The sequence below is a fragment of the Candidatus Pantoea formicae genome (assembly GCF_011752625.1).
GTDB classification, from domain to species: Bacteria; Pseudomonadota; Gammaproteobacteria; order Enterobacterales; family Enterobacteriaceae; genus Pantoea; species Pantoea formicae.
Genome location: NZ_VWXD01000004.1, coordinates 627,300 through 648,768, shown reverse-complemented (window position 1 = coordinate 648,768; position 21,469 = coordinate 627,300). Strand labels below are relative to the sequence as shown.

At 55.1% G+C, this 21,469-nt stretch carries 21 protein-coding genes; 14 read left to right on the top strand and 7 right to left on the bottom strand.

Annotated features, from left to right (window positions below; translation table 11 throughout):
• Nucleotides 1-84 precede the first annotated feature (84 nt).
• From livH to ugpQ, 9 genes are all read left to right on the top strand, one after another.
• A complete protein-coding gene (gene livH / locus F3J38_RS15575; protein ID WP_167139835.1) occupies nucleotides 85-1,011 on the top strand; it encodes a high-affinity branched-chain amino acid ABC transporter permease LivH in 927 nt (308 codons plus the stop codon).
• Nucleotides 1,008-2,279: a high-affinity branched-chain amino acid ABC transporter permease LivM gene (locus F3J38_RS15570; protein ID WP_167139833.1), complete on the top strand. Its 1,272-nt coding sequence runs from the start codon at nucleotides 1,008-1,010 to the stop codon at nucleotides 2,277-2,279. The genes livH and F3J38_RS15570 overlap by 4 nt, the downstream gene beginning before the upstream one ends.
• Nucleotides 2,276-3,043: a high-affinity branched-chain amino acid ABC transporter ATP-binding protein LivG gene (livG, locus tag F3J38_RS15565; RefSeq protein ID WP_038643684.1), complete on the top strand. Its 768-nt coding sequence runs from the start codon at nucleotides 2,276-2,278 to the stop codon at nucleotides 3,041-3,043. The genes F3J38_RS15570 and livG overlap by 4 nt, the downstream gene beginning before the upstream one ends.
• Before the next feature lies 1 nt (nucleotide 3,044).
• Nucleotides 3,045-3,758, top strand: coding sequence for a high-affinity branched-chain amino acid ABC transporter ATP-binding protein LivF (livF, locus tag F3J38_RS15560; protein ID WP_167139831.1), 714 nt, complete (start codon nucleotides 3,045-3,047; stop codon nucleotides 3,756-3,758).
• Nucleotides 3,759-3,982: 224 nt separating this feature from the next.
• Complete coding sequence (gene ugpB / locus F3J38_RS15555; protein WP_167139829.1) at nucleotides 3,983-5,299, top strand: sn-glycerol-3-phosphate ABC transporter substrate-binding protein UgpB; 1,317 nt, start codon at nucleotides 3,983-3,985, stop codon at nucleotides 5,297-5,299.
• 61 nt (nucleotides 5,300-5,360) lie between these two features.
• The gene (gene ugpA / locus F3J38_RS15550; protein ID WP_034827026.1) at nucleotides 5,361-6,248 is read left to right on the top strand and encodes a sn-glycerol-3-phosphate ABC transporter permease UgpA; all 888 of its coding nucleotides are present in this window, start codon (nucleotides 5,361-5,363) and stop codon (nucleotides 6,246-6,248) included.
• Nucleotides 6,245-7,090, top strand: a complete 846-nt coding sequence (gene ugpE, locus F3J38_RS15545) for a sn-glycerol-3-phosphate ABC transporter permease UgpE (RefSeq protein ID WP_167139827.1) — start codon at nucleotides 6,245-6,247, stop codon at nucleotides 7,088-7,090. The genes ugpA and ugpE overlap by 4 nt, the downstream gene beginning before the upstream one ends.
• Nucleotides 7,091-8,164 (top strand): sn-glycerol-3-phosphate import ATP-binding protein UgpC, encoded by a 1,074-nt coding sequence (locus F3J38_RS15540; protein WP_167139825.1) that lies wholly within the window; start codon nucleotides 7,091-7,093, stop codon nucleotides 8,162-8,164. It abuts the gene before it with no gap.
• On the top strand, nucleotides 8,161-8,904 hold the full coding sequence (gene ugpQ, locus F3J38_RS15535) for a glycerophosphodiester phosphodiesterase (RefSeq protein WP_167139823.1): 744 nt from the start codon (nucleotides 8,161-8,163) through the stop codon (nucleotides 8,902-8,904). The genes F3J38_RS15540 and ugpQ overlap by 4 nt, the downstream gene beginning before the upstream one ends.
• Here the strand turns inward: ugpQ and F3J38_RS15530 are convergent.
• Nucleotides 8,901-9,179 (bottom strand): DUF2756 domain-containing protein, encoded by a 279-nt coding sequence (locus F3J38_RS15530; protein WP_167139821.1) that lies wholly within the window; start codon nucleotides 9,177-9,179, stop codon nucleotides 8,901-8,903. The two genes, ugpQ and F3J38_RS15530, sit on opposite strands and share 4 nt — an antisense overlap.
• Nucleotides 9,180-9,381: 202 nt before the next feature.
• Here F3J38_RS15530 and ggt point away from each other — a divergent pair, with 202 nt between their 5' ends.
• Entirely contained in the window at nucleotides 9,382-11,133 is a 1,752-nt protein-coding gene (ggt, locus tag F3J38_RS15525) for a gamma-glutamyltransferase (protein WP_167139819.1), read from the top strand.
• A gap of 287 nt (nucleotides 11,134-11,420) precedes the next feature.
• Here the strand turns inward: ggt and F3J38_RS15520 are convergent, their stop codons facing one another.
• Nucleotides 11,421-11,912 carry a GNAT family N-acetyltransferase gene (locus tag F3J38_RS15520; protein ID WP_167139817.1) on the bottom strand — a complete coding sequence of 164 codons (492 nt, stop codon included), beginning with the start codon at nucleotides 11,910-11,912 and terminating at the stop codon, nucleotides 11,421-11,423.
• Between the two features lie 364 nt (nucleotides 11,913-12,276).
• Here F3J38_RS15520 and F3J38_RS15515 point away from each other — a divergent pair, with 364 nt between their 5' ends.
• The 4 genes from F3J38_RS15515 (at nucleotide 12,277) to gntU (ending at nucleotide 16,135) form a co-directional block, all read left to right on the top strand.
• Nucleotides 12,277-12,972, top strand: coding sequence for a pirin family protein (locus tag F3J38_RS15515; RefSeq protein WP_167139815.1), 696 nt, complete (start codon nucleotides 12,277-12,279; stop codon nucleotides 12,970-12,972).
• 147 nt (nucleotides 12,973-13,119) lie between these two features.
• Entirely contained in the window at nucleotides 13,120-14,115 is a 996-nt protein-coding gene (gene gntR / locus F3J38_RS15510) for a gluconate operon transcriptional repressor GntR (protein WP_167139813.1), read from the top strand.
• A 140-nt stretch (nucleotides 14,116-14,255) separates the two neighbouring features.
• Complete coding sequence (gene gntK, locus F3J38_RS15505; protein ID WP_167139811.1) at nucleotides 14,256-14,792, top strand: gluconokinase; 537 nt, start codon at nucleotides 14,256-14,258, stop codon at nucleotides 14,790-14,792.
• A 2-nt stretch (nucleotides 14,793-14,794) separates the two neighbouring features.
• On the top strand, nucleotides 14,795-16,135 hold the full coding sequence (gene gntU, locus F3J38_RS15500; protein ID WP_167139809.1) for a gluconate transporter: 1,341 nt from the start codon (nucleotides 14,795-14,797) through the stop codon (nucleotides 16,133-16,135).
• An 85-nt stretch (nucleotides 16,136-16,220) separates the two neighbouring features.
• On the opposite strand, the gene F3J38_RS15495 is transcribed toward gntU, so the two are convergent.
• The 5 genes from F3J38_RS15495 to F3J38_RS15475 form a co-directional block, all read right to left on the bottom strand.
• On the bottom strand, nucleotides 16,221-17,846 hold the full coding sequence (locus F3J38_RS15495; protein ID WP_167139807.1) for a Na/Pi cotransporter family protein: 1,626 nt from the start codon (nucleotides 17,844-17,846) through the stop codon (nucleotides 16,221-16,223).
• A gap of 169 nt (nucleotides 17,847-18,015) precedes the next feature.
• Nucleotides 18,016-19,008, bottom strand: coding sequence for an ABC transporter ATP-binding protein (locus tag F3J38_RS15490; RefSeq protein ID WP_167139804.1), 993 nt, complete (start codon nucleotides 19,006-19,008; stop codon nucleotides 18,016-18,018).
• 2 nt (nucleotides 19,009-19,010) lie between these two features.
• Nucleotides 19,011-19,796: an ABC transporter permease gene (locus tag F3J38_RS15485; protein WP_167139803.1), complete on the bottom strand. Its 786-nt coding sequence runs from the start codon at nucleotides 19,794-19,796 to the stop codon at nucleotides 19,011-19,013.
• 3 nt (nucleotides 19,797-19,799) lie between these two features.
• On the bottom strand, nucleotides 19,800-20,648 hold the full coding sequence (locus F3J38_RS15480; RefSeq protein WP_167139801.1) for an ABC transporter permease: 849 nt from the start codon (nucleotides 20,646-20,648) through the stop codon (nucleotides 19,800-19,802).
• Nucleotides 20,648-21,457 (bottom strand): alkaline phosphatase family protein, encoded by an 810-nt coding sequence (locus F3J38_RS15475; RefSeq protein ID WP_167139799.1) that lies wholly within the window; start codon nucleotides 21,455-21,457, stop codon nucleotides 20,648-20,650. Before F3J38_RS15475 ends, F3J38_RS15480 begins: the two co-directional genes overlap by 1 nt.
• Between the last annotated feature and the right edge of the window lie 12 nt (nucleotides 21,458-21,469).

The following is a 21,469-nucleotide window of genomic DNA, read 5'->3' as shown; positions in this document are numbered from 1 at the left end:
CCTTGTGGCCGCCCTTGATCAAATCCGGTCCTTTTATCGCATCTTGCGTTAACCGATCACGGACGTGTTTTTAAGGTAATCGTTATGTCCGAGCAGTTTCTCTATTTCATTCAGCAGATGTTCAACGGGGTTACACTCGGGAGCACCTACGCGCTGATCGCCATTGGTTACACCATGGTCTACGGCATTATCGGCATGATCAACTTCGCCCACGGCGAGGTGTATATGATCGGCAGTTATGTCTCCTTTATTGTGATCGCCGCCCTGATGATGATGGGCATTGATACCACGTGGCTGATGATTGCTGCGGGTTTCGTGATGGCGGTGATTATCTCCAGCGCCTATGGCTGGAGCATTGAGCGCGTGGCGTATAAACCCGTGCGATCCTCGAAGCGTTTGATCGCGCTGATCTCCGCTATCGGGATGTCGATCTTCTTGCAGAACTACGTCAGCCTGACGCAGGGTTCACGCGATCTGGCACTGCCAAGTTTGATCACTGGCCAGTGGACATTGGGCGAGAGCAATGGTTTTGCCGCCACGCTCTCCACCATGCAGCTGGTGATTTGGATTGTGACCTTCCTGTCGATGCTGGCGCTCACGCTGTTCATCCGTTATTCACGCATGGGCCGCGCCTGTCGTGCCTGTGCTGAAGACCTGAAAATGGCTAGCCTGCTGGGCATCAACACCGACCGCGTGATCTCACTGACCTTCATTATTGGTGCGGCGATGGCGGCGGTAGCGGGTGTGTTGCTGGGGCAATTCTACGGCTCAATCAACCCGTTCATCGGCTTTATGGCTGGGATGAAAGCGTTCACCGCTGCGGTACTGGGCGGTATCGGCAGTATTCCAGGGGCGATGATTGGTGGTTTAGTGCTGGGTATTGCTGAAGCACTGACGTCTGCTTATCTGTCGACGGAATACAAAGATGTGGTGTCGTTCGCGCTGCTGATTGTGGTGCTGCTGGTGATGCCAACCGGTATTCTTGGCCGTCCGGAGGTAGAGAAAGTATGAAACGCCTCGGTCTGGTCAACGCCGTTATTTCAACGGTGATGTTACTGATTCTTGCCACCTTCTTTATGGGCGTCCGTCTCGATCTTGATGGCACCAAATTAGTGGTCGCCAATGCGGGAGCCGCGCGCTGGAACTGGATTTTCATCGGCTGTGCGGTGGTGTTTGTCTTCCAATTGCTGCGCCCGCTGTTTCACGGCAAGTTCAAACGCAGCGGCAAAGGTTTCGTTCTGCCTGGCTTTGATGGCTCGACAGCAAAGCAGAAAGGCGTGATGGCGTTGATGATCGCCGCCGCGGTGATTTGGCCGTTTCTGGTCTCGCGCGGCAGCGTGGATATCGCCACCTTGACGTTGATCTATGTGATGCTGGGCTTGGGGCTCAACGTGGTGGTGGGCCTCTCTGGTTTGCTGGTGCTGGGTTACGGCGGCTTTTATGCCATCGGTGCTTATACCTTCGCGCTGCTCAATCACTATTACGGCTTTGGCTTCTGGGAAAGCCTGCCGCTGGCGGGGATTGTCGCGGGTGCCTTTGGTCTGATGCTGGGCTTCCCGGTGCTGCGCTTGCGCGGTGACTACCTGGCGATCGTGACGCTTGGCTTCGGTGAGATCGTGCGTATTCTGCTGTTGAACAGCACCTCGATCACTGGCGGTCCAAACGGCATTGCGCAGATTCCTAAACCCAGCCTGTTTGGCATTGAGTTTGGACGTCGCGTCAGTGAAGGCGGCTGGACCACTTTCCATGAACTCACGGGACTGCAATACGATCCGAATGACCGTGTGGTGTTCCTCTATCTGGTGGCATTGCTGCTGGTAGTATTAACCCTGTTCGTTATCAACCGCTTGTTACGTATGCCCTTGGGCCGAGCATGGGAAGCGCTGCGTGAAGATGAAATCGCCTGCCGCTCGCTGGGCCTGAGCCCAACGCGTATCAAGCTAACCGCTTTCACCATCAGTGCCGTGTTCGCCGGTTTTGCCGGTACGTTGTTCGCCGCACGTCAGGGCTTTGTTAGCCCGGAATCCTTCACCTTCGTTGAGTCCGCTTTTGTACTGGCGATTGTCGTGCTGGGCGGTATGGGTTCGCAGTTTGCGGTGATCCTCGCAGCCGTGCTGCTGGTGGTGTCGCGCGAGCTGATGCGTGATTTGAATGAGTACAGCATGTTGGTGCTGGGTGGGTTAATGGTGCTGATGATGATCTGGCGTCCACAAGGTCTGTTGCCAATGAAGCGTCCTCACCTGAAGTTGAAGAGCAGCAAACAAGGAGAGCAGGCATGAGTCAGCCTTTGTTAGCCGTTGAAGGCTTGATGATGCGCTTTGGCGGCCTGTTGGCCGTCAACAATGTGGCGCTGGAACTGCATCCCCAGGAAATCGTTTCTCTGATTGGCCCGAACGGTGCCGGTAAAACCACGGTGTTCAACTGCCTGACCGGCTTCTACAAGCCGACCGGCGGCACCATCAAATTGCGTGACCAAGAGCTGCAAGGCCAACCGGGCCAGAAGATTGCGCGCATGGGCATCGTACGTACTTTTCAGCATGTGCGCTTGTTCCGTGAAATGACGGTGATTGAGAACTTGCTGGTGGCACAGCATCAGCACCTGAAAAGCGGTGTGTTCTCAGGCTTGTTCAAAACCCCGGCGTTTCGTCGCGGAGAGAGCGAAGCATTGGATCGTGCGGCTACCTGGCTGGAGCGCATCGGCTTGCTGGAGCTGGCAAACCGTCAGGCGGGCAACCTGGCTTACGGTCAGCAGCGTCGTCTGGAAATTGCGCGTTGCATGGTGACGCGTCCAGAAATCCTGATGCTGGACGAACCGGCCGCTGGACTCAACCCGCGTGAGACCCACGAGCTGGATGAACTGATCGCCGAACTGCGCGGTGAGCACAAGGTTTCCGTGCTGTTGATTGAACACGATATGAAGCTGGTAATGGGGATTTCTGACCGCATTTATGTGGTGAATCAGGGAACACCGCTGGCGAACGGCACCCCGGAAGAAGTGCGTAACAACCCGGATGTGATCCGTGCTTATTTAGGTGAGGCGTAATATGGCAAACCCGATTTTAACTCTGCAGGGTGTGAATGCCCATTACGGCCCGATTCAGGCGCTGCACAATATTAATCTGCACATTAATCAGGGTGAAATTGTCACGCTGATTGGTGCGAATGGTGCAGGCAAAACCACGCTGCTCGGCACCCTGTGCGGCGAACCGCGCGCCACCAGCGGCACCATCGTGTTCGACGGCAAAGAGATCACCGACTGGCAAACCGCCAAAATCATGCGGGAAGCGATTGCGATTGTGCCGGAAGGGCGTCGCGTGTTTTCGCGCATGACGGTGGAAGAGAACCTGGCGATGGGCGGTTTCTTTGCCACGCGCCAGCAGTATCAAGAGCGCATTGAACGGGTTTACCAGCTGTTCCCACGGCTGGCTGAGCGTAAAGTGCAGCGTGCAGGCACCATGTCGGGCGGTGAACAGCAGATGCTGGCGATTGGTCGCGCGTTAATGAGCCTGCCTCGCGTGCTGCTGTTGGACGAGCCATCACTGGGCCTGGCCCCGATTATCATTCAGCAGATTTTCGATACTATTGAGCAGTTGCGCAAAGAAGGCATGACCATCTTCCTGGTGGAACAAAACGCTAACCAGGCGTTGAAATTAGCCGACCGGGGTTACGTGCTGGAAAACGGTCACGTGGTGCTGGAAGACAGTGGTGACGCGCTACTTTCTAACGAAGCGGTACGTAGCGCTTATCTGGGGGCCTAATCCCATTAACGGCCTGAGACCCTGTCAGGCCGTCATTCCCTCGCATTAACCTCTATACAAAAACTCGCCAACACTTAATTATTTCTTGATTATTCGGCGCGTTTTTTGTGTGTCACATCTCTGTCATATTTCAGATATTTTTCTATCATATTTGCATGTCATGTTACTTCGCGAACAAAAAAATGCGTGATATCGCGCGTACCTAACAGCACAGGAAAAAACTTATGTCCGCTTTTACGCTTCGTCCCCGCCTGATGAGTGTTTTGCTTGGTCTGGCGCTCAGCGGTAATGCGCTGGCTGCAACTGACATTCCTTTCTGGCACTCAATGGAAGGCGAGTTAGGCAAAGAAGTCGATTCTCTGGCACAACGTTTTAACCAGGCTCACCCAGAATACAAAATCGTACCGACTTACAAAGGTAACTACGAGCAGAGCCTGGCAGCGGGTATCGCTGCGGTACGTACCGGTAAAGCTCCGGCGATTCTGCAGGTTTACGAAGTAGGTACGGCGACCATGATGGCCTCGAAAGCTATCGTGCCAGTGCATGACGTGTTTAAAGACGCGGGCGTGCAGATGGATCCAAAACAGTTCGTGCCAGCGGTTGCGGGCTACTACAGCGACAGCAATGGCCAGCTGATCTCTCAGCCGTTCAACAGCTCTACGCCTGTGCTGTACTACAACAAAGATGCGTTTAAGAAAGCTGGCCTGAACCCAGACCAGCCGCCAAAAACCTGGCAGGAACTGGCGAAAGACGCCGACGCACTGCGTAAAGCGGGCATGATCTGTGGTTACGCCAGCGGCTGGCAGGGCTGGATCCAGATCGAGAACTTTAGCGCCTGGCATGCACTGCCAGTGGCGACCAAAAACAACGGCTTCGATGGCACTGACGCGGTACTGGAGTTCAACAAACCCGTACAGGTGCGCCACATCCAGATGCTGGAAGACATGAACAAGAAGGGTGATTTCACCTACTTCGGTCGTAAAGATGAGTCTACCGCTAAGTTCTATAACGGCGACTGCGGCATCACCACGGCCTCTTCTGGTTCACTGGCGGATATCAAGCATTACGCGAAATTCAACTTCGGCGTCGGTATGATGCCTTACGACTCAACGGTGCCTAACGCACCGCAGAACGCCATCATCGGCGGAGCAAGCCTGTGGGTGATGAAAGGCAAAGATGCCGACACCTACAAGGGCGTAGCCGAGTTCATGAAATTCCTGGCTCAGCCAGAAATCGCTGCAGAATGGCACCAGAAGACCGGTTACCTGCCCATCACCACTGCTGCATATGAGCTGACTAAGCAACAGGGCTTCTATGACAAGAACCCAGGCGCAGACATCGCCACGCGTCAGATGCTGAACAAAGATCCACTGCCGTTCACCAAAGGCATGCGTCTGGGCAACATGCCGCAGATTCGTACCATTGTGGACGAAGAGCTGGAAGGCGTGTGGACCGGCAAACAGGCTCCACAGGCTGCACTGGATAACGCTGTGAAGCGCGGAAACGAACTGCTGCGTCGTTTTGAACAGCAAGTGAAGTAATTCCGTTGTCTCGGGGCTGGCGCATGGCGTCAGCCCCGATTTCTCTTTTGGCGAGTCTGCTATGTCCTCATCACGCCCCGTTTTTCGCTCCCGTTTTTTGCCTTATTTGCTGGTGGCACCACAGCTGGTGATTACCGCCATTTTCTTCCTGTGGCCAGCCGGTGAAGCGCTGTGGTATTCGCTGCAAAGCATCGATCCCTTTGGTATCTCCAGCACCTTCGTTGGACTGGATAACTTCAAACGCCTGTTCAGCGACAGCTACTATCTCGACTCTTTCTGGACCACCATTGAATTCAGCGCACTGGTTACCGTGTGCGGTATGACCTTCTCGCTGTTGCTGGCGGCGCTGGTCGACTATGTAGTGCGGCTGAAAAAGCTCTATCAAACGCTATTGCTGCTGCCTTACGCTGTTGCGCCGGTCGTTGCGGCCGTGTTGTGGATGTTCCTGTTCAACCCCGGCCTCGGTCTGTTCAGCCATCTGTTGAACCAGATTGGCTATAACTGGAACTACGCGCAAAACAGCGGTCAGGCGATGTTCCTGATCGTGCTGGCATCCATCTGGCAGCAGATGAGTTACAACTTCCTGTTTTTCTTCGCCGCGCTGCAGTCGATTCCCAAATCGCTGGTGGAAGCGGCAGCGATTGACGGCGCCGGTCCGGTGCGTCGTTTTTTCAACCTGTCACTGCCGCTGATCACCCCGGTGAGTTTCTTCCTGTTGGTGGTTAACCTGGTGTATGCCTTCTTCGATACCTTCCCGGTGATCGATGCCGCGACCGGCGGTGGACCGGTGCAGGCCACCACCACGCTAATCTACAAAATTTATCGCGAAGGCTTTACCGGTCTGGATCTCTCGTCTTCCGCCGCGCAGTCGGTGGTACTGATGCTGCTGGTGATTGGCCTGACGATCCTGCAATTCCGCTTTGTCGAGCGTAAGGTGCAATACCAATGATTGAGAATCGACGCGGGCTGGATATCTTCAGCCATACCCTGCTGGTGCTTGGCGTGCTGACCATTCTGTTCCCGCTGTATGTGGCGATTGTGGCCGCGACGTTGGATAACGAAGCGGTGTATCAGGTGCCGATGACCTTAGTGCCCGGCTCGCATCTGTGGGACAACATTTCACGCATCTGGACCCAAGGCGTTAACGGCAGTGGCCCGGCATTCGGCATGATGATGATGAACAGCCTCATCATGGCGTTGGGCATTACCGTGGGGAAAATCGCGGTGTCGATGCTCTCCGCGTTTGCACTGGTGTGGTTTCGCTTCCCGTTGCGCTCACTGTTCTTCTGGCTGATCTTCATTACGCTGATGCTGCCGGTAGAAGTGCGTATCTTCCCGACGGTGGAAGTGATTTCCAACCTACACATGCTCGACAGCTACAGTGGCTTAACCTTGCCGCTGATGGCTTCAGCAACCGCGACTTTCCTGTTTCGCCAGTTCTTTATGTCACTGCCAGACGAACTGATTGAAGCGGCACGTATTGATGGTGCCAGCCCGATGCGCTTCTTCTGGGATATCGTCTTACCGCTGTCAAAAACCAACCTTGCCGCACTGTTCGTGATCACCTTTATCTACGGCTGGAACCAGTATTTGTGGCCGCTGTTGATCATCAACGATCCGAGTCTGAGCACGGCGGTTGCCGGGGTGAAAAGTATGATCAATACCAGCGGTGGCCCAACGCAGTGGAACGAAGTGATGGCGGCAATGTTATTAACCCTGATCCCACCGGTAGTGGTGGTACTCGTGATGCAACGTGCGTTTGTGCGTGGCCTGGTGGAGAGTGATAAATAAATGGCAGGCGTAACCCTTCAGACCGTCACCAAATCGTATGACGGCAAAAATCAGATTATCCAGCCACTGAACATCACCATCAATGATGGCGAGTTTATGGTGATGGTAGGCCCTTCCGGCTGCGGTAAATCGACGTTGTTGCGCATGGTGGCGGGCCTGGAACGTGTGACCTCGGGCGATATCTATATCGACGACAAACGCGTCACCCATATGGAACCGAAAGATCGTGGCATCGCCATGGTGTTCCAGAACTATGCGCTTTATCCGCACATGACCGTGGGCGAAAACATGGCTTATGGTCTGAAAATTCGCGGTATGGGCAAAGAGCAGATCGATCAACGCGTAATGGAAGCCGCGCGCAGTCTGGAACTGGATCACCTGCTGGCACGTCGTCCGCGTGAGCTTTCCGGTGGACAGCGTCAGCGTGTGGCAATGGGCCGCGCAATTGTGCGTGAACCAGCGGTGTTCCTGTTTGATGAGCCGTTATCGAACCTCGATGCGCGCCTGCGTGTGCAGATGCGTCTTGAGCTGCAACAGCTGCACCGTCGCCTGAAAACCACCAGTCTGTATGTGACGCACGATCAGGTGGAAGCCATGACGTTGGCACAGCGCGTGATGGTGATGAACAAAGGCGTGGTCGAGCAAGTCGGCACGCCGGTGGAAGTGTATGAGCGTCCCGCCAGCCAGTTTGTGGCCTCGTTTATTGGGGCTCCGGCGATGAACCTGTTGCCAGGTCAGATCAACAGTGATGGGACTCGCTTCACGCTAGATGCCCTCAACAGCCTGCCGCTGGGCGAAAGCAAAGCGAAATGGGCTAACCGACCGCTGACCTTGGGTATCCGTCCGGAACATCTGGTGCTCAGTAGCCAAGAGGCCGGTGGTATTCCACTGGTGGTGGATACCTTGGAGATGCTGGGTGCGGATAACCTTGCGCACGGCCGCATTGGCAATACGCGTATGGTGATGCGTCTGCCGCACAGCGAACGTCCGCAGGCAGGTAGCACCTTGTGGCTGCATCTGCCGCCAGATGCGTTACACTTCTTCGATTCAACCCATGGAAAGCGTCTGGAATGAGTGTAGAAAATTGGCCATACCCACAGATTGTTGCCCATCGCGGCGGCGGTAAGCTGGCACCCGAAAATACCCTGGCGGCGATTGATGTTGGCGCGCAGTACGGTCATACCATGATCGAGTTTGATGCCAAGCTGTCGGATGATAAGCAGGTGTTCCTGCTGCATGATGACACGCTTGACCGCACCAGCAACGGCTGGGGCGTGGCGGGCGATCTTTCATGGAGTAAGTTATCGCAGCTGGATGCGGGTAGCTGGTACAGCCGTGAGTATGAAGGCGAGCCGTTGGCGCTGTTGCGTGATGTGGCCGATCGCTGCCGCCAGCATCAGATGATGGCGAACGTTGAGATCAAGCCGACTACTGGCAAAGAGGTGGAAACCGGGCGCGATGTGGCGTTGGCCGCGCGTGAACTGTGGCAAGGCCAAACCGCGCCACTCTTGTCTTCCTTCTCTTATGAAGCATTGGAAGCAGCGATGCAGGCAGCACCTGAGTTGCCACGCGGATTATTGCTGGATGAGTGGCACGATGACTGGCAGGCACTGACCCAAGCACTGGGTTGCGTCTCCATCCATCTGAACCATAAATTATTGGATGCGGAACGCACCGCGCAGTTAAAAGCCGCTGGATTGCATATTTTGGTTTATACGGTGAACCAGCCCGCGCGGGCGCGCGAGCTGTTGAGTTGGGGGGTCGATGCGATTTGTACTGACCGCATCGACATTATTGGTCCCGACTTCCGCTAATTCTGGTTTTGCTGCTGGCCCGGCTGTTGCTGAATCACGCGCTGCTGGGCGCTATCCCTTCGCTCCTGCATTTTCCGCTGTAATTCCTGATTCTGCTGCTGCTGATCCTGACGCAGTTTCTGCTGCTGCTGTTGCTGCTGGACCTGCATTTGCGTCTGCATACGCTGTTGGCTCGGGTTGTAGCCGGGTTTATAAGGCTCATTCGTATTATTGAGCATGTTCGCCATGCCGCTCAGTGGCAGCAATGCGGCAATCACAATTAGCCATTTTTTCATGGTCTTCCTCCATTAATGCAGCCTGCTGTGTGTTGTCGCCGATAATCTGGCAACAAAGGCTGCTGTCATAAGTTTATGCGATGTCACAAAGTCCTGAACCAGGAGTGCGCCGAATTTGCCTTACTGCTACGCTTTTTATCGTGTTTGCAAACACTTGCATCAATAAATAACAAATGTAAATAACCGCAAAGGATGAAAGCGAATGAGACTAAAGGGCAGCGTGCGCCAGGTTGGCTGGGCATTATTGATGAGTTTTACCGTGGCGCAGGGTGCGTTCGCTGCGCCCGTCAGTGCGCCACCGGTATCTTATGGCGTGGATAGCGACACTTTCCACCCAGTAAAGGCGCAACACGGTATGGTGGCGTCAGTGGATGCAATGGCGACTCAGGTTGGCGTCGATATTCTCAAGCAGGGCGGTAATGCGGTGGATGCGGCTGTCGCGGTGGGTTTTGCGCTGGCGGTGACCCATCCGCAGGCCGGTAACCTCGGCGGTGGCGGTTTTATGATGCTGCGCACTGCAGCGGGCCGCACCACGGCCATCGATTTCCGTGAAATGGCCCCGGCACACGCCACGCGCGATATGTTCCTTGATAAGCAGGGTAACGCGGATCCTAAGCTGTCGCTCACGTCTCATTTGGCTTCGGGCACGCCGGGCACCGTGGCCGGTTTTGCCCTCGCGGCGCAGAAATATGGCACTTTACCCCTCAGCAAATTGTTGGCTCCAGCGATCAAGTTGGCGCATGACGGCATCATCGTTAACGATGCGCTGGCAGACGATCTGGCGACCTATGGCAAAGAGACGTTGATCAATCACGACAACAGTCGAGCCATTTTCTACAAGGCGGATGGCAAGCCATATCAAAAAGGCGATCGTCTGGTGCAGAAGAACCTCGCACACAGTCTGCAGTTGATTGCTCAACAAGGGCCGGATGCGTTCTATAAAGGCAAAATCGCGGATGAGATCGCCGGAGAGATGGCACAGCACGGCGGCCTGATCGGCAAACCGGATTTGGCAGCCTACCGTGCCGTGGAACGTAAGCCCGTGAGCGGTACCTATCGCGGCTATGAGGTGTTCTCGATGCCACCTCCGTCTTCAGGCGGCATTCACATCGTGCAGATCCTGAATATCCTCGAAAACTTCGATCTGGCGAAGTGGGGCTTTGGTAGCGCCGATGCGATGCAGGTGATGGCGGAAGCAGAAAAATACGCCTATGCCGACCGCTCGGAATACCTGGGCGACCCGGATTTCGTTAAAGTGCCGCAGCAGGCGTTGACCAGCAAAGCCTACGCCAAAACCCTGGCGCAGCAGATTGACGTCAACAAAGCGCGTCCTTCCAGCGAGATTAAACCGGGCAAGCTGGAGCCGTACGAAAGTAATCAAACCACCCATTTCTCGGTGGTGGATAAAGACGGCAACGCCGTAGCGGTGACTTACACGCTGAACACCTATTTTGGTAGCGGTATTGTGGCTGGGCAGAGCGGTATCCTGATGAATAACGAAATGGATGATTTCTCTGCTAAACCGGGCACGCCGAATGTGTATGGTTTAGTGGGGGGGGAAGCGAATGCGGTGCAGCCGGCCAAGCGTCCGTTGTCATCGATGTCTCCGACCATTATCGCCAAAGACGGCAAAACCTGGCTGGTGACAGGCAGCCCAGGCGGCAGCCGTATTATCACCACCGTGCTGCAAATGGTGGTGAACAGCATCGATTTTGGCATGAACGTAGCCGAAGCCACCAACGCCCCGCGTTTCCACCATCAGTGGTTGCCGGATCAGCTGCGCGTGGAGAAAGGCTTCAGCCCGGATACGTTGCGTTTGCTGGAAGCCAAGGGGCAGCATGTGAAAGTGATGCCCGCGATGGGCAGCACCCAGAGCATCATGATTGGGCCGGATGGCATGCGCTACGGTGCTTCGGATCCGCGTTCGGTGGATGATTTGAGTGCCGGGTATTAACCAGCGCGCTTAACGGGGCGCAATGCTTGTATTGGTGATAACGCAGTCTGGAGCCGCTCCGGGGCAGGCGGTCCTCGCGCCGCTGACGCGGTTCCTTCACGCCATTCATCTGCCTGACGGACCGGCGGGGATGGCACATCGTGTGCCGCCCCGCCTTTCGCCCGCGTCCTGCGGGCTCTCCTGGCAGACTCATTCTGTTCAGCGCTGCGAAATGCCAGCCCCGGAGCGGCCCCAGCCTGCTCATTGGCTTCAGTGCGTTGTTTAACAGGACGGCCTTACCTTAAGGGTTATTTCAAGCGCGCCATGTAGTGCGTATCAATCATCTCGCCGTCGCGCATCGCAAAACGCTTCGCGGTGCCTTCGATTTCAAAGCCAAACTTTTGATACAGGCCAATCGCTTTATGGTTATCGGCAAACACTGTTAGCTCAATGCGCGTCACCTGTAGCCAGTTGTCACACAGGTCAATCATCGCCGCCATTAGCGCTGAACCTACACCGCGACGGTGAAAGGCGGGATCAACGCCCATGCCAATCGATGCGGCATGGCGGCGGCGTGCCACCGTAATGCCATCCAGCGATAACTGACCCACGACCTGTTCATCAATGCACGCCACCAGACGGTATTGGCCTGGACGGTTTTCTTTGAGGCGTTCCTGCCATAGAACCGGAGACTGATAAGGAAGCTGCAGCGTGCCGGCCTGGGTTTCTTGCTGGCTGTAAAGATAGGTGAGAGCAGCGGCATCTTCGGGCGTGGCGTGACGAACAGTGACCTGACTCATAAAGCGACTCCTTGTGCAAAGTGAATAAAATCCCCTTTAACATCAAGGAATTCTCACGAGTCGTCAATGGAAAATAATTCTCAAAAGGGGTTTACAGACGCGAATGATAATGATTATTATTGTCATGCGGACCGGGAACGTCTCCTGACATACCGGGTAAGCACGACATTGCTCACATTGCTTCCAGTGTTTCTTAGCCAGCTCGGGTGCTGGCTTTTTTTTTGCCTGCGATTTACCTCCTTCATCTCTCCTGTGCAATCCTCGTTAAAACATTCAGCATTTTTGAACAGAGGCGTGAAGTTTTTCAGCTATCAATAGATCTACCTCAGGTCCACACTGTAAAAAACATTGAGGAGAATTGAACATGATCTACGTACGCAAAGCTGAAGAACGCGGTCACGCCAATCACGGTTGGCTCGATAGCTGGCACACCTTTTCCTTCGCGGATTATTACGATGCCAATTTTATGGGCTTCTCCGCGTTGCGCGTTATCAATGAAGATGTGATTGATGGCGGCCAGGGTTTTGGTACCCATCCGCATAAAGACATGGAAATCCTGACCTATGTGCTGTCTGGCACCGTGGAACATCAGGACAGCATGGGCAACAAAGAGCAGATCCCAGCAGGCGAGTTCCAGATCATGAGCGCCGGTACCGGTGTGCGCCATTCGGAATACAACGCCAGTGACAAAGATCCGCTGCATCTGTATCAGATTTGGATCATTCCAGAGCGCAAAGGCATTGAGCCGCGCTATGCGCAGCGCCGCTTCGAGGATGTGAAAGGTCGCCAGTTTGTGCTGTCACCGGATGAGCGCGAAGGATCGCTGAAAGTGTTCCAGGACATGACTTTGTCGCGCTGGGTGTTTGCCGAAGGCGAATCTGACGCGGTGACTGTTGAAGCGGGTCGTCGTGTGTGGATTCAGGTGGTGAAAGGCCTGGTGAGCGTCAATGGCGAACAGGTTGGCACCAGCGATGCGCTGGCGATCTGGGATGAGAGTGCGCTGACCATCACCGCTGACAGCGATGCAGAGATTCTGCTGTTTGATCTGCCGCCGGTGTAAATTCTGTGCTGTAAAGGGTGCCGCGACCGATTCCATGCGATCGGTTGCGGCGCAATGCATCGCGCAGTTTTGGCGCTTACCGCCGCACAGCCTGATGATGACAAAAAAATGATAGACTCATCGTATCTCTGACCTAAGGCGCATACGATGAAGAAGAAAAGGCCGGTACTACAGGACGTTGCCGATCGTGTCGGCATCACAAAAATGACCGTCAGTCGCTACCTGCGTAATCCCGATCAGGTCTCCGTGGCGCTGCGCGACAAAATCGCCGTGGCACTCGATGAACTCGGCTATATCCCTAACCGCGCCCCCGATATGCTCTCAAATGCCACCAGTCGCGCGATTGGTGTCTTGCTTCCCTCGCTCACCAACCAGGTTTTCGCTGACGTATTACGCGGTATCGAAACCGTAACCGATGAAGCCGGTTATCAAACGCTGGTGGCGCACTTCGGCTACAACGCACAGAAAGAAGAGCTGCAGTTGCGATCGCTGTTGGGCTGGAATATCGATGGGGTGATCCTTACTGAACGTACACACACGCCGGGCACGTTACGCATGCTGGAAGTGGCGGGCATCCCGGTGATTGAAATGATGGATTCCGTCACGCCGTGCCTTGATATGGCAGTGGGCTTCGATAACGTCGAAGCCGCACGTCAGATGACGCATGCTATTCTGAAAAAGGGTCATCGTCACACCGTTTACCTTGGCGCGCGCCTTGATGAACGTACTCTGCAAAAACAGCAGGGGTATGAGAAAGCGATGCGTGAAGCAGGGTTAATACCGCATAGCGTAATGATGGAAGATGCCTCGTCATTCAGTGCCGGTGCACAGCTGCTGCGTGAGGCGCAAAAGCGCTATCCCGAGACCGACAGCCTGTTCTGTACCAATGATGACCTGGCGGTCGGTGCGATGTTTGAGTGTCAGCGTCAGGGACTGAGCGTGCCAGAGCAAATGGCGATTGCCGGTTTCCATGGCCATGATATTACCCAAGTGGTGACGCCACGTCTGGCCACGGTGTTAACGCCCCGTGAGCGCATGGGACGTGAATCGGCGGCAATGCTACTGGCGCGGATTGGCGGCGATGATAGCGTGACCCAGCCGCTGGATGTCGGGTTCGAAATTGCCGAAGGTGGCAGCATCTGATTTTGGCGATTTTTTGAGTCAGTTCACACTTTCGTGCTTTTCCGGCTAACAAGGGTTGCCAGCCTTCTTACTGGCTCCGACAATGGCAATCAAATTTGTTATCGGTAACATTGGCAGATGAACTGCCGGAGCGCAAAACAATGACAACGCCATCTCCATCGCACCACGTCTTTATCCTGATGGGCGTATCCGGCAGCGGAAAGTCTGCCGTCGCTAATCAGGTTTCCCATCAGTTGAGCAGCGCCTTTCTCGATGGCGACTTCCTCCATCCGCGTAGCAACATCATGAAAATGGCCGATGGCCATCCACTGGACGATAACGATCGTCAGCCGTGGTTGCAGGCATTGAATGATGCGGCGTTTGCGATGCAGCGCACCCAAGCTGTGTCGATTATCGTCTGCTCGGCGCTGAAAAAGTCCTATCGCGATATCCTGCGCCAGGGCAACGAGAACCTGAAATTCATCTATCTGAAGGGTGATTTCGAAACCATCGAGTCCCGTCTGAAAGCGCGTAAAGGTCACTTCTTTAAGCCACAGATGCTGGTCACGCAGTTTGAAACCTTGCAAGAACCTGGGGCAGACGAGCCCGATGTACTGGTGGTTGATATTAATCATTCACTGGATGAAGTCGTTGCGGCCACGGTTGCGACCATTGAGGAAGCAATCAACAAGGGTTAGTGATGAGTACCGCAACGTTGGTGTTAACCGCAGCAGGCTCTGTCCTGCTGCTGCTGTTTTTGGTGATGAAAGCACGTATGCACGCCTTTGTCGCCCTGATGTTAGTCTCGATTGGTGCCGGTCTTTTCTCTGGCATGCCGCTGGATAAAATTGCCGATACCATGCAAAAAGGCATGGGCGGAACGCTCGGATTTCTCGCCATCGTGGTGGCATTGGGCGCGATGTTCGGCAAAATTCTACATGAAACCGGCGCGGTCGATCAGATTGCTATCCGCATGCTGAAAGCCTTTGGTGAAAACCGGGCGCACTACGCGATGGGGATTGCCGGATTGATCTGCGCGCTGCCGCTGTTCTTTGAAGTGGCGGTGGTCTTACTGATCAGCATTGCTTTTGCCGTGGCGCGTCGTACCAATGGCAACTTAGTGAAGTTGGTCATTCCACTGTTTGCCGGTGTGGCGGCCTCAGCGGCGTTTCTGCTGCCGGGACCGGCGCCGATGCTGCTGGCTTCCCAGATGCACGCGGACTTTGGCTGGATGATCCTGCTGGGCCTGTGTGCCGCCATTCCCGGCATGCTGATTGCTGGTCCGCTGTTTGGCAGCTTTATTGCTCGCCATGTCAATTTCAGTGCGCCTCCCGAAGACCATCAACCGGACGTGGAAGAGGGCAAACTGCCGTCGTTTGGCTTCAGCCTGGCGTTGATTTTGTTCCCGCTACTGCTGGTGGGCCTGAAAACCATTGGTGCGCGCTTCACCACACCCGATTCACGTCTTTATGAGTGGCTGGAATTTATCGGCCATCCGTTCACGGCGATCCTGCTGGCGTGCCTGGTGGCGATCTACGGTCTGGCTTATCGCCAGGGCATGGACAAAGAGAAGGTGATGCAGGTGTGCGGCAGTGCGCTGCAACCGGCAGGCATTATTCTGCTAGTGATCGGTGCGGGTGGTGTGTTCAAGCAGGTGCTGGTGGATTCTGGCGTCGGCCCGGTATTGGGACACGCGCTGACCGGTGCCGGTATGCCGATTGCGCTGGCGTGCTTCATCCTTTCCGGTGCGATCCGTGTGATTCAGGGATCGGCGACGGTAGCCTGTTTAACCACGGTCGGTTTAGTGATGCCGGTGATTGAACCGCTGCACTACAGCGGCGCGCAGCTGGCGGCGCTGTCGATTTGTATCGGGGGTGGCTCCATCATTATCAGCCACGTCAACGATGCCGGTTTCTGGCTGTTTGGCCGTTTCACGGGAGCAACGGAAGGTGAAACGTTGAAGACCTGGACGCTGATGGAAACCATCTTAGGTACCACGGGTGCGATTGTCGGTATGATCGCGTTCAGTTTGCTGTCGTAATATTTTCCAGGTGCGCATGAATGCGCACCCTACAAAACCCACATATTTCCGTCTTGTAGGGTCGCCATAAATGGCGACTTGGCAGTCAGTCTTCATCTCGCTCATCATCTGGCTGATCCAGCACCGTATACGCCACCGCACAGAACAGCGAGTTCAGACGCTTCATATCTCCTAGCAACCCTAAATGCAGGGAGCTGGTTTCGATGCTCTGCACATTCTTCTGATGCAGGCGCTCGACGTGAGCGTGTGAGAAACGGCGAATCAGGATGCGAAAACGGTGTTTGGAGCGGCGTAGTCGGCGCGCGCTTGGGATATCTTTCGACAGAAACACCGACAAACTGAGGCGCAGATTGTTGAGTACCTGCTCCTGCAATGTGTTCAGCTCTTCCAGCCCTTCGGGGGAAAATGCCCGACGGGCGTTCAGCGATTTCACCGCCACGTCCGCACACATGCGTTCGATAATATCGCCCGCCTGCTCAAGGTTGAGTGCCATCTCGATAACCTCGGCCCAGCGCCGCGAATCCTCTTCGGCCAGATCCTCTTTTGGCATACGCGCCAGATAGAGCTTAATGGCGGTGTACAAAACATCGACATCATCATCTAATCGCCGCACTGCGCGCTCTTCTCGCAGTTCGCCATGCACCACTTTGTTGAATGACTCCATCATCTGCTCAACCACATCGCCAATGCGTAGGGTTTCGCGCGCGGCGTTGGCCAGCGCCAGTGCAGGCGTGTCCAGGGCGCTTCTGTCGAGATGTTTGGGCCGCAAATGGAGATCGGTTTCAGGATCGTCGGTAATCATGCGGCGGCACAAACGCGCCATAGGCTCGGCGAAGGGCACCATAATCAGACAGCGGATCAGGTTGTAAAACACGTGGAAGAAGATCACCAGTTCTTCATCGTCTACCGGCATTTTGTCGAGGAGATCGGCAACATAATTCACCAGCGGCAGGATCGCCAGGCTGCCAATCAGCTTGAACAGCAAACTGCCGAGCGCCACACGTTTGCCTGCCGCGTTAGAACCGCTGGCGTTGATCATCGCCAGTAAGCCACTGCCGAGGTTGGCGCCAATAACCAGGCAAAGTGCGACTTTGAATGAAATCACATCTGCGGCGGTCAAGGTGGCGGTAATCAGCACTGCCGCAAGGCTTGAGTAGCTGATGATGGCGAATACCGCGCCAATTAGTGCATCCAGCATGACATCGCCGGTTAGCGTGGAGAAAAGCACCTGTAAACCCGCCGCCTGGGTAATCGGTTTAGCAGCGGCCACGATCAGCTGTAGCGCTAACAGAATTAAGCCGAGGCCAATGGCAGCACGCCCCATTTGTCCGGCGCGCGTCTGTTTGCGGCTGAGGAAGAACACCACGCCAAAGAAGATAAAGAGCGGTGACAGCCAGGAGAGATCGAAGGTCAGAATACGCGCCATGATGGCGGTACCGACATCAGCACCGAGGACCACAATCAGCGCTGGCGTGAGACTAACCAGATTTTGGGCAACAAAGGAGGTGACGAGTAAGGTGGTGGCGTTGCTGCTTTGCACCAGCGCGGTGACGCCAATCCCGGCGAGAAACGCCATGGGTTTCTTTTCTACGCTGCGGCTGAGAATGCGCCGCAGATCGGCGCCGTAGACACGCATGATGCCAGTACGCACGATGTGCGTGCCCCACACCAGCAACGCCACGGCAGACAAGAGGTTTAGTAGGGTTAACACGTCAGACGATTCCTCATCCTTCAGGATTTAATCGTACCCACTGTCCGCCGAAGGGTGAGGGCGCGCCTGAAGGCGCCCGCTGAATGGCGCGAAGGCCATTCTTACAACGACAACAGGGCTGCATTGGAACAGGATGCCGCCGCGTTGCGTTGCCAATTTCTTGTTAAAATTAAGCGACCTGGCGCAACGTCGACATCTCTAACTGTAGACCAATTTGCATGCCATTAGGGTGCAAATCCGCTACGCTTCGGTTCAATACATCCACCGACAGCTCAACGCTATTGGCCAATACGCGATAGCGAATGACGTTACCGAGCAGGCTGTGGCTAAGGATAGTGGCCGGGATACCCTCTTGTGGCGTACTTAGGCGGATCGATTCAGGGCGAATCGCCACCTGGCCGCTGAAGGTCTGGCCGGTGAGTTGCGCGGCTTGTTCGGCACTCAACAAATTGTAGTTACCGATAAATCCGGCGGCGAACAGATCGGCGGGCTGGGTATACAAGGCTTCAGCGTTACCGTTTTGCACGATTTTGCCACGGTTCATCAGCACGATACGGTCTGACAGTGTCAGCGCCTCTTCCTGATCGTGGGTGACGAAAATCGTAGTGAGCTTGAGTTCTTGCTGAATATGGCGGATTTGCTCACGAAGATGGCGACGAATACGCGCATCCAGCGCGGATAGCGGTTCATCCAGCAGCAGCAGACGGGGCCGTGTTACCAGCGAGCGGGCAAGGGCTACGCGTTGGCATTGGCCGCCAGAAAGTTGATGTGGATAGCGGCGGGCAAAATCAGTCAGTTCAACCAGCGCCAGCGCGTCCATGACCCGTTTCTGAATATCACCGCCTGCCAGTTTTTGCATTTTCAGCCCAAACGCCACGTTCTTCTCCACCGTCATGTTCGGGAACAGCGCATAGCTCTGGAACACCATGCCGATGGTGCGCTTCTGAGGTGGCAGCGGAACAATATCCTGGCCCTGCAGCAGAATTTTTCCACTGTCGACATCGGTTAATCCAGCAATGCAGCGCAGCAGGGTCGATTTCCCGCAGCCACTGGGGCCGAGCAGGGTAACAAACTCGCCTTCGTCGGCACTAAAATCGATATTTTCAAAGATGCTGGTCGGGCCGTAGCTTTTATTCAGTTGGGTGACATTCAGGTAACTCATGGTCAGCCTCGTTCAGGATTGAGGGCATTCGCCAGCCAGGTGACCAGCAGGACGACGGCAAAATAGGAGATCACCAGCGCGCTGGTGAAGTGGCCGCTGCCATTGCGCATATTGTAGAGATATACCTGCAAGGTTTCATAGCGGGTGCCAACTAGCAGGTTAGCGAATACAAACTCACCTATCAGGAAAGAGAAGGAGAGCAGCACGGCGATGAACACCCCTTTGCGCAGATTGGGCAGCACCACGAACAGCGCAGCCTGCCAGGTGCTGGCACCCAGCAGATGAGCAGCGTCGATCAGCTCTTTCAGGTTAATCGCCTGCATATTGTTGGCGATCGCACGGTAGATAAACGGCAGCGCAATGGTGAAGTAGCAGCCGATGAGGATCCACGGCGTGCCCGTAATCATCAAAGGAGAAGACGAGTAAAGCTGTAACAGCCCCACTGATGACACCACCGGCGGCACGGCGAACGGCATCAGAATCAGCACGTTCATCACCGCATCCAGTCGCGGATAATAGTAAGCGATCACAAACATTGCAGGCAGCACCAGCACTAGCGAGAACAGCAGCGCGCCAAAACAAATCAGCAGTGAATGGCCAAGCGCCGTTAAGAAGCGTGGATCGCTCCATAACTCGACCAACCACTTCAAGGTGAAGCCCCGCGGCAGAATGGTGTCACTCCAGTCAGTGGAGATGCCATACAGCAACGTCGCCAGCAGCGGGGCGGCGAGGATAACCAGCAGCAGCCAGATAATAAGACGATGATAAATTTTTTCCGCGCGAGACACGTTCTACTCCTGTGATTTCGCGTTGAGATAGCTGCGGCGCACCAGATACTGCTGCACCACGGTAATCAGCGCCATAATCAGCACCAGTAACATCGCCAATGCACCGCCGGTATTTGGGTCGAGCGAGATGTCGCCGGAAACCAGCGCAGCAATACGTACGGGTACCACGTTAAAGTTGCCGGTGGTGAGCGCGTAAATGGTGGCGTAGGCGCCGAGTGCATTGGCCAGCAAAATCACAAAAGTGCCGAGCAGCGCCGGGAACAGAATGGGTAAACCGATGTGCCACCAGTAGCGCATGCGGCTGGCACCCAGCAGAGCCGCCGACTCTTCCCAATCTTTGCGCAGCCCATCAAATGCCGGATAGAGCAGCAGAATGCCGAGTGGAATTTGGAACCAGGTGTAAACCAGCACCATGCCATCACGCGAGAACAACTTGAACCCTTCCATCATGCCGTAATGGCGCAGCAGCAGCGTCAGGCAACCGTTCATGCCCAGCAGAATCACAAAGGCAAAGGCCAGCGGGACGCCCGCGAAGTTGCTGGTCATATTGGTGAATGACATCAGGAAGCGTTGAAAACGGCCGCTGCCCAACTGATGTAGTGAATAGCCGGCAAACAGCGAAATCAGCAGGCCATAAATACTCGACCAGATGGAGATATCCAGCGACAGGCGAAATGCCTGTAGATAAAACGGTGAGGTCAGGATATCGGTGTAGTTATCGATGCCCCAACGTTCATTCATGTCGCTCCAGAAGCTGTTGATGGCAATCCACAGCAGCGGCGCGAGCTGGAAGGCGATCCAGAAAATCGTAAAGGGCAGCAATAGCAGGGTGGCGAGCGTTTTGCCCTTCATTAACGCGGCTCCGCCAGCAAACCGTGACAGACCGGTTTATCGTGTTCAACGCCAAGCAGCGTACAAACAATGCCGCAGAGTTCAGTTTGCTGCGGTTCGAGGTCGGGCTGGCGCGAGAAGCCTGTGCCAAACACAAACAGCGGGACTTGCGTCTCTTCCGGCAAAATGCCGCCGTGTGAACGGTCATCGTTCATGCCGTGGTCGGCAGTGACAATCACCTGGTAGCCCGCGGCGAGCCAGCCGGGCATCCACTGTGACAAATAGCCATCGGCCATACGTGCACGGTTGCGGTATTGCGGCGATGACAAACTGTGCTTATGTCCGGCATCGTCAATATTCATCGGGTGAATCAGCAAAAAGTCGGGATCGTGGTTCAGACGCAGGCTCTCAGCATCTTCAAACAGGTGTGAATCCGGATAGCTGTCGTCCCAGTAAAAGTGGCCGTATTGAATCGGCAAATCGGGAGCGACGGTGTGGCGATCGCGTGCATTGTTGAACGGGGATTGGTTATAAAGCTCACTTACCCAGTGATAGGCGGCAGCGGCGGTGGTTAATCCGGCGGCACGTGCGTAATGGAAGATGCTGCGCTGATTACTCAAGCGATTGACGCCATTATGAATAATGCCGCTCTGCACCGGCGGAATACCGGTCAAAATGCACTCGTACAGCGGTCGCGACAGCGAAGGCAGTTCGCAGGTGAGCGTGTAATATTGGCCGTTGCCCTGTTTGCATTCGGCAAACAGATAGCCCATCGCATGCTGTGCCACCTGATTGCTCAGGCCATCCAGTACCACCAGGATTGTTTTCATTCCCGTTCCTTA

Bases quoted from the DNA above. Each gene is read 5' to 3' on its own strand.
- F3J38_RS15515 (WP_167139815.1), top strand. From the start codon at position 12,277: ATGATCTACGTACGCAAAGCTGAAGAACGCGGTCACGCCAATCACGGT.
- F3J38_RS15570 (WP_167139833.1), top strand. From the start codon at position 1,008: ATGAAACGCCTCGGTCTGGTCAACGCCGTTATTTCAACGGTGATGTTA.
- livH (WP_167139835.1), top strand. From the start codon at position 85: ATGTCCGAGCAGTTTCTCTATTTCATTCAGCAGATGTTCAACGGGGTT.
- livF (WP_167139831.1), top strand. From the start codon at position 3,045: ATGGCAAACCCGATTTTAACTCTGCAGGGTGTGAATGCCCATTACGGC.
- ugpA (WP_034827026.1), top strand. From the start codon at position 5,361: ATGTCCTCATCACGCCCCGTTTTTCGCTCCCGTTTTTTGCCTTATTTG.
- F3J38_RS15490 (WP_167139804.1), bottom strand. From the start codon at position 19,008: ATGAGTTACCTGAATGTCACCCAACTGAATAAAAGCTACGGCCCGACC.
- ugpB (WP_167139829.1), top strand. From the start codon at position 3,983: ATGTCCGCTTTTACGCTTCGTCCCCGCCTGATGAGTGTTTTGCTTGGT.
- gntU (WP_167139809.1), top strand. From the start codon at position 14,795: ATGAGTACCGCAACGTTGGTGTTAACCGCAGCAGGCTCTGTCCTGCTG.
- F3J38_RS15540 (WP_167139825.1), top strand. From the start codon at position 7,091: ATGGCAGGCGTAACCCTTCAGACCGTCACCAAATCGTATGACGGCAAA.
- livG (WP_038643684.1), top strand. From the start codon at position 2,276: ATGAGTCAGCCTTTGTTAGCCGTTGAAGGCTTGATGATGCGCTTTGGC.
- gntR (WP_167139813.1), top strand. From the start codon at position 13,120: ATGAAGAAGAAAAGGCCGGTACTACAGGACGTTGCCGATCGTGTCGGC.
- F3J38_RS15530 (WP_167139821.1), bottom strand. From the start codon at position 9,179: ATGAAAAAATGGCTAATTGTGATTGCCGCATTGCTGCCACTGAGCGGC.
- gntK (WP_167139811.1), top strand. From the start codon at position 14,256: ATGACAACGCCATCTCCATCGCACCACGTCTTTATCCTGATGGGCGTA.
- ggt (WP_167139819.1), top strand. From the start codon at position 9,382: ATGAGACTAAAGGGCAGCGTGCGCCAGGTTGGCTGGGCATTATTGATG.
- F3J38_RS15475 (WP_167139799.1), bottom strand. From the start codon at position 21,457: ATGAAAACAATCCTGGTGGTACTGGATGGCCTGAGCAATCAGGTGGCA.
- ugpQ (WP_167139823.1), top strand. From the start codon at position 8,161: ATGAGTGTAGAAAATTGGCCATACCCACAGATTGTTGCCCATCGCGGC.
- F3J38_RS15520 (WP_167139817.1), bottom strand. From the start codon at position 11,912: ATGAGTCAGGTCACTGTTCGTCACGCCACGCCCGAAGATGCCGCTGCT.
- F3J38_RS15480 (WP_167139801.1), bottom strand. From the start codon at position 20,648: ATGAAGGGCAAAACGCTCGCCACCCTGCTATTGCTGCCCTTTACGATT.
- ugpE (WP_167139827.1), top strand. From the start codon at position 6,245: ATGATTGAGAATCGACGCGGGCTGGATATCTTCAGCCATACCCTGCTG.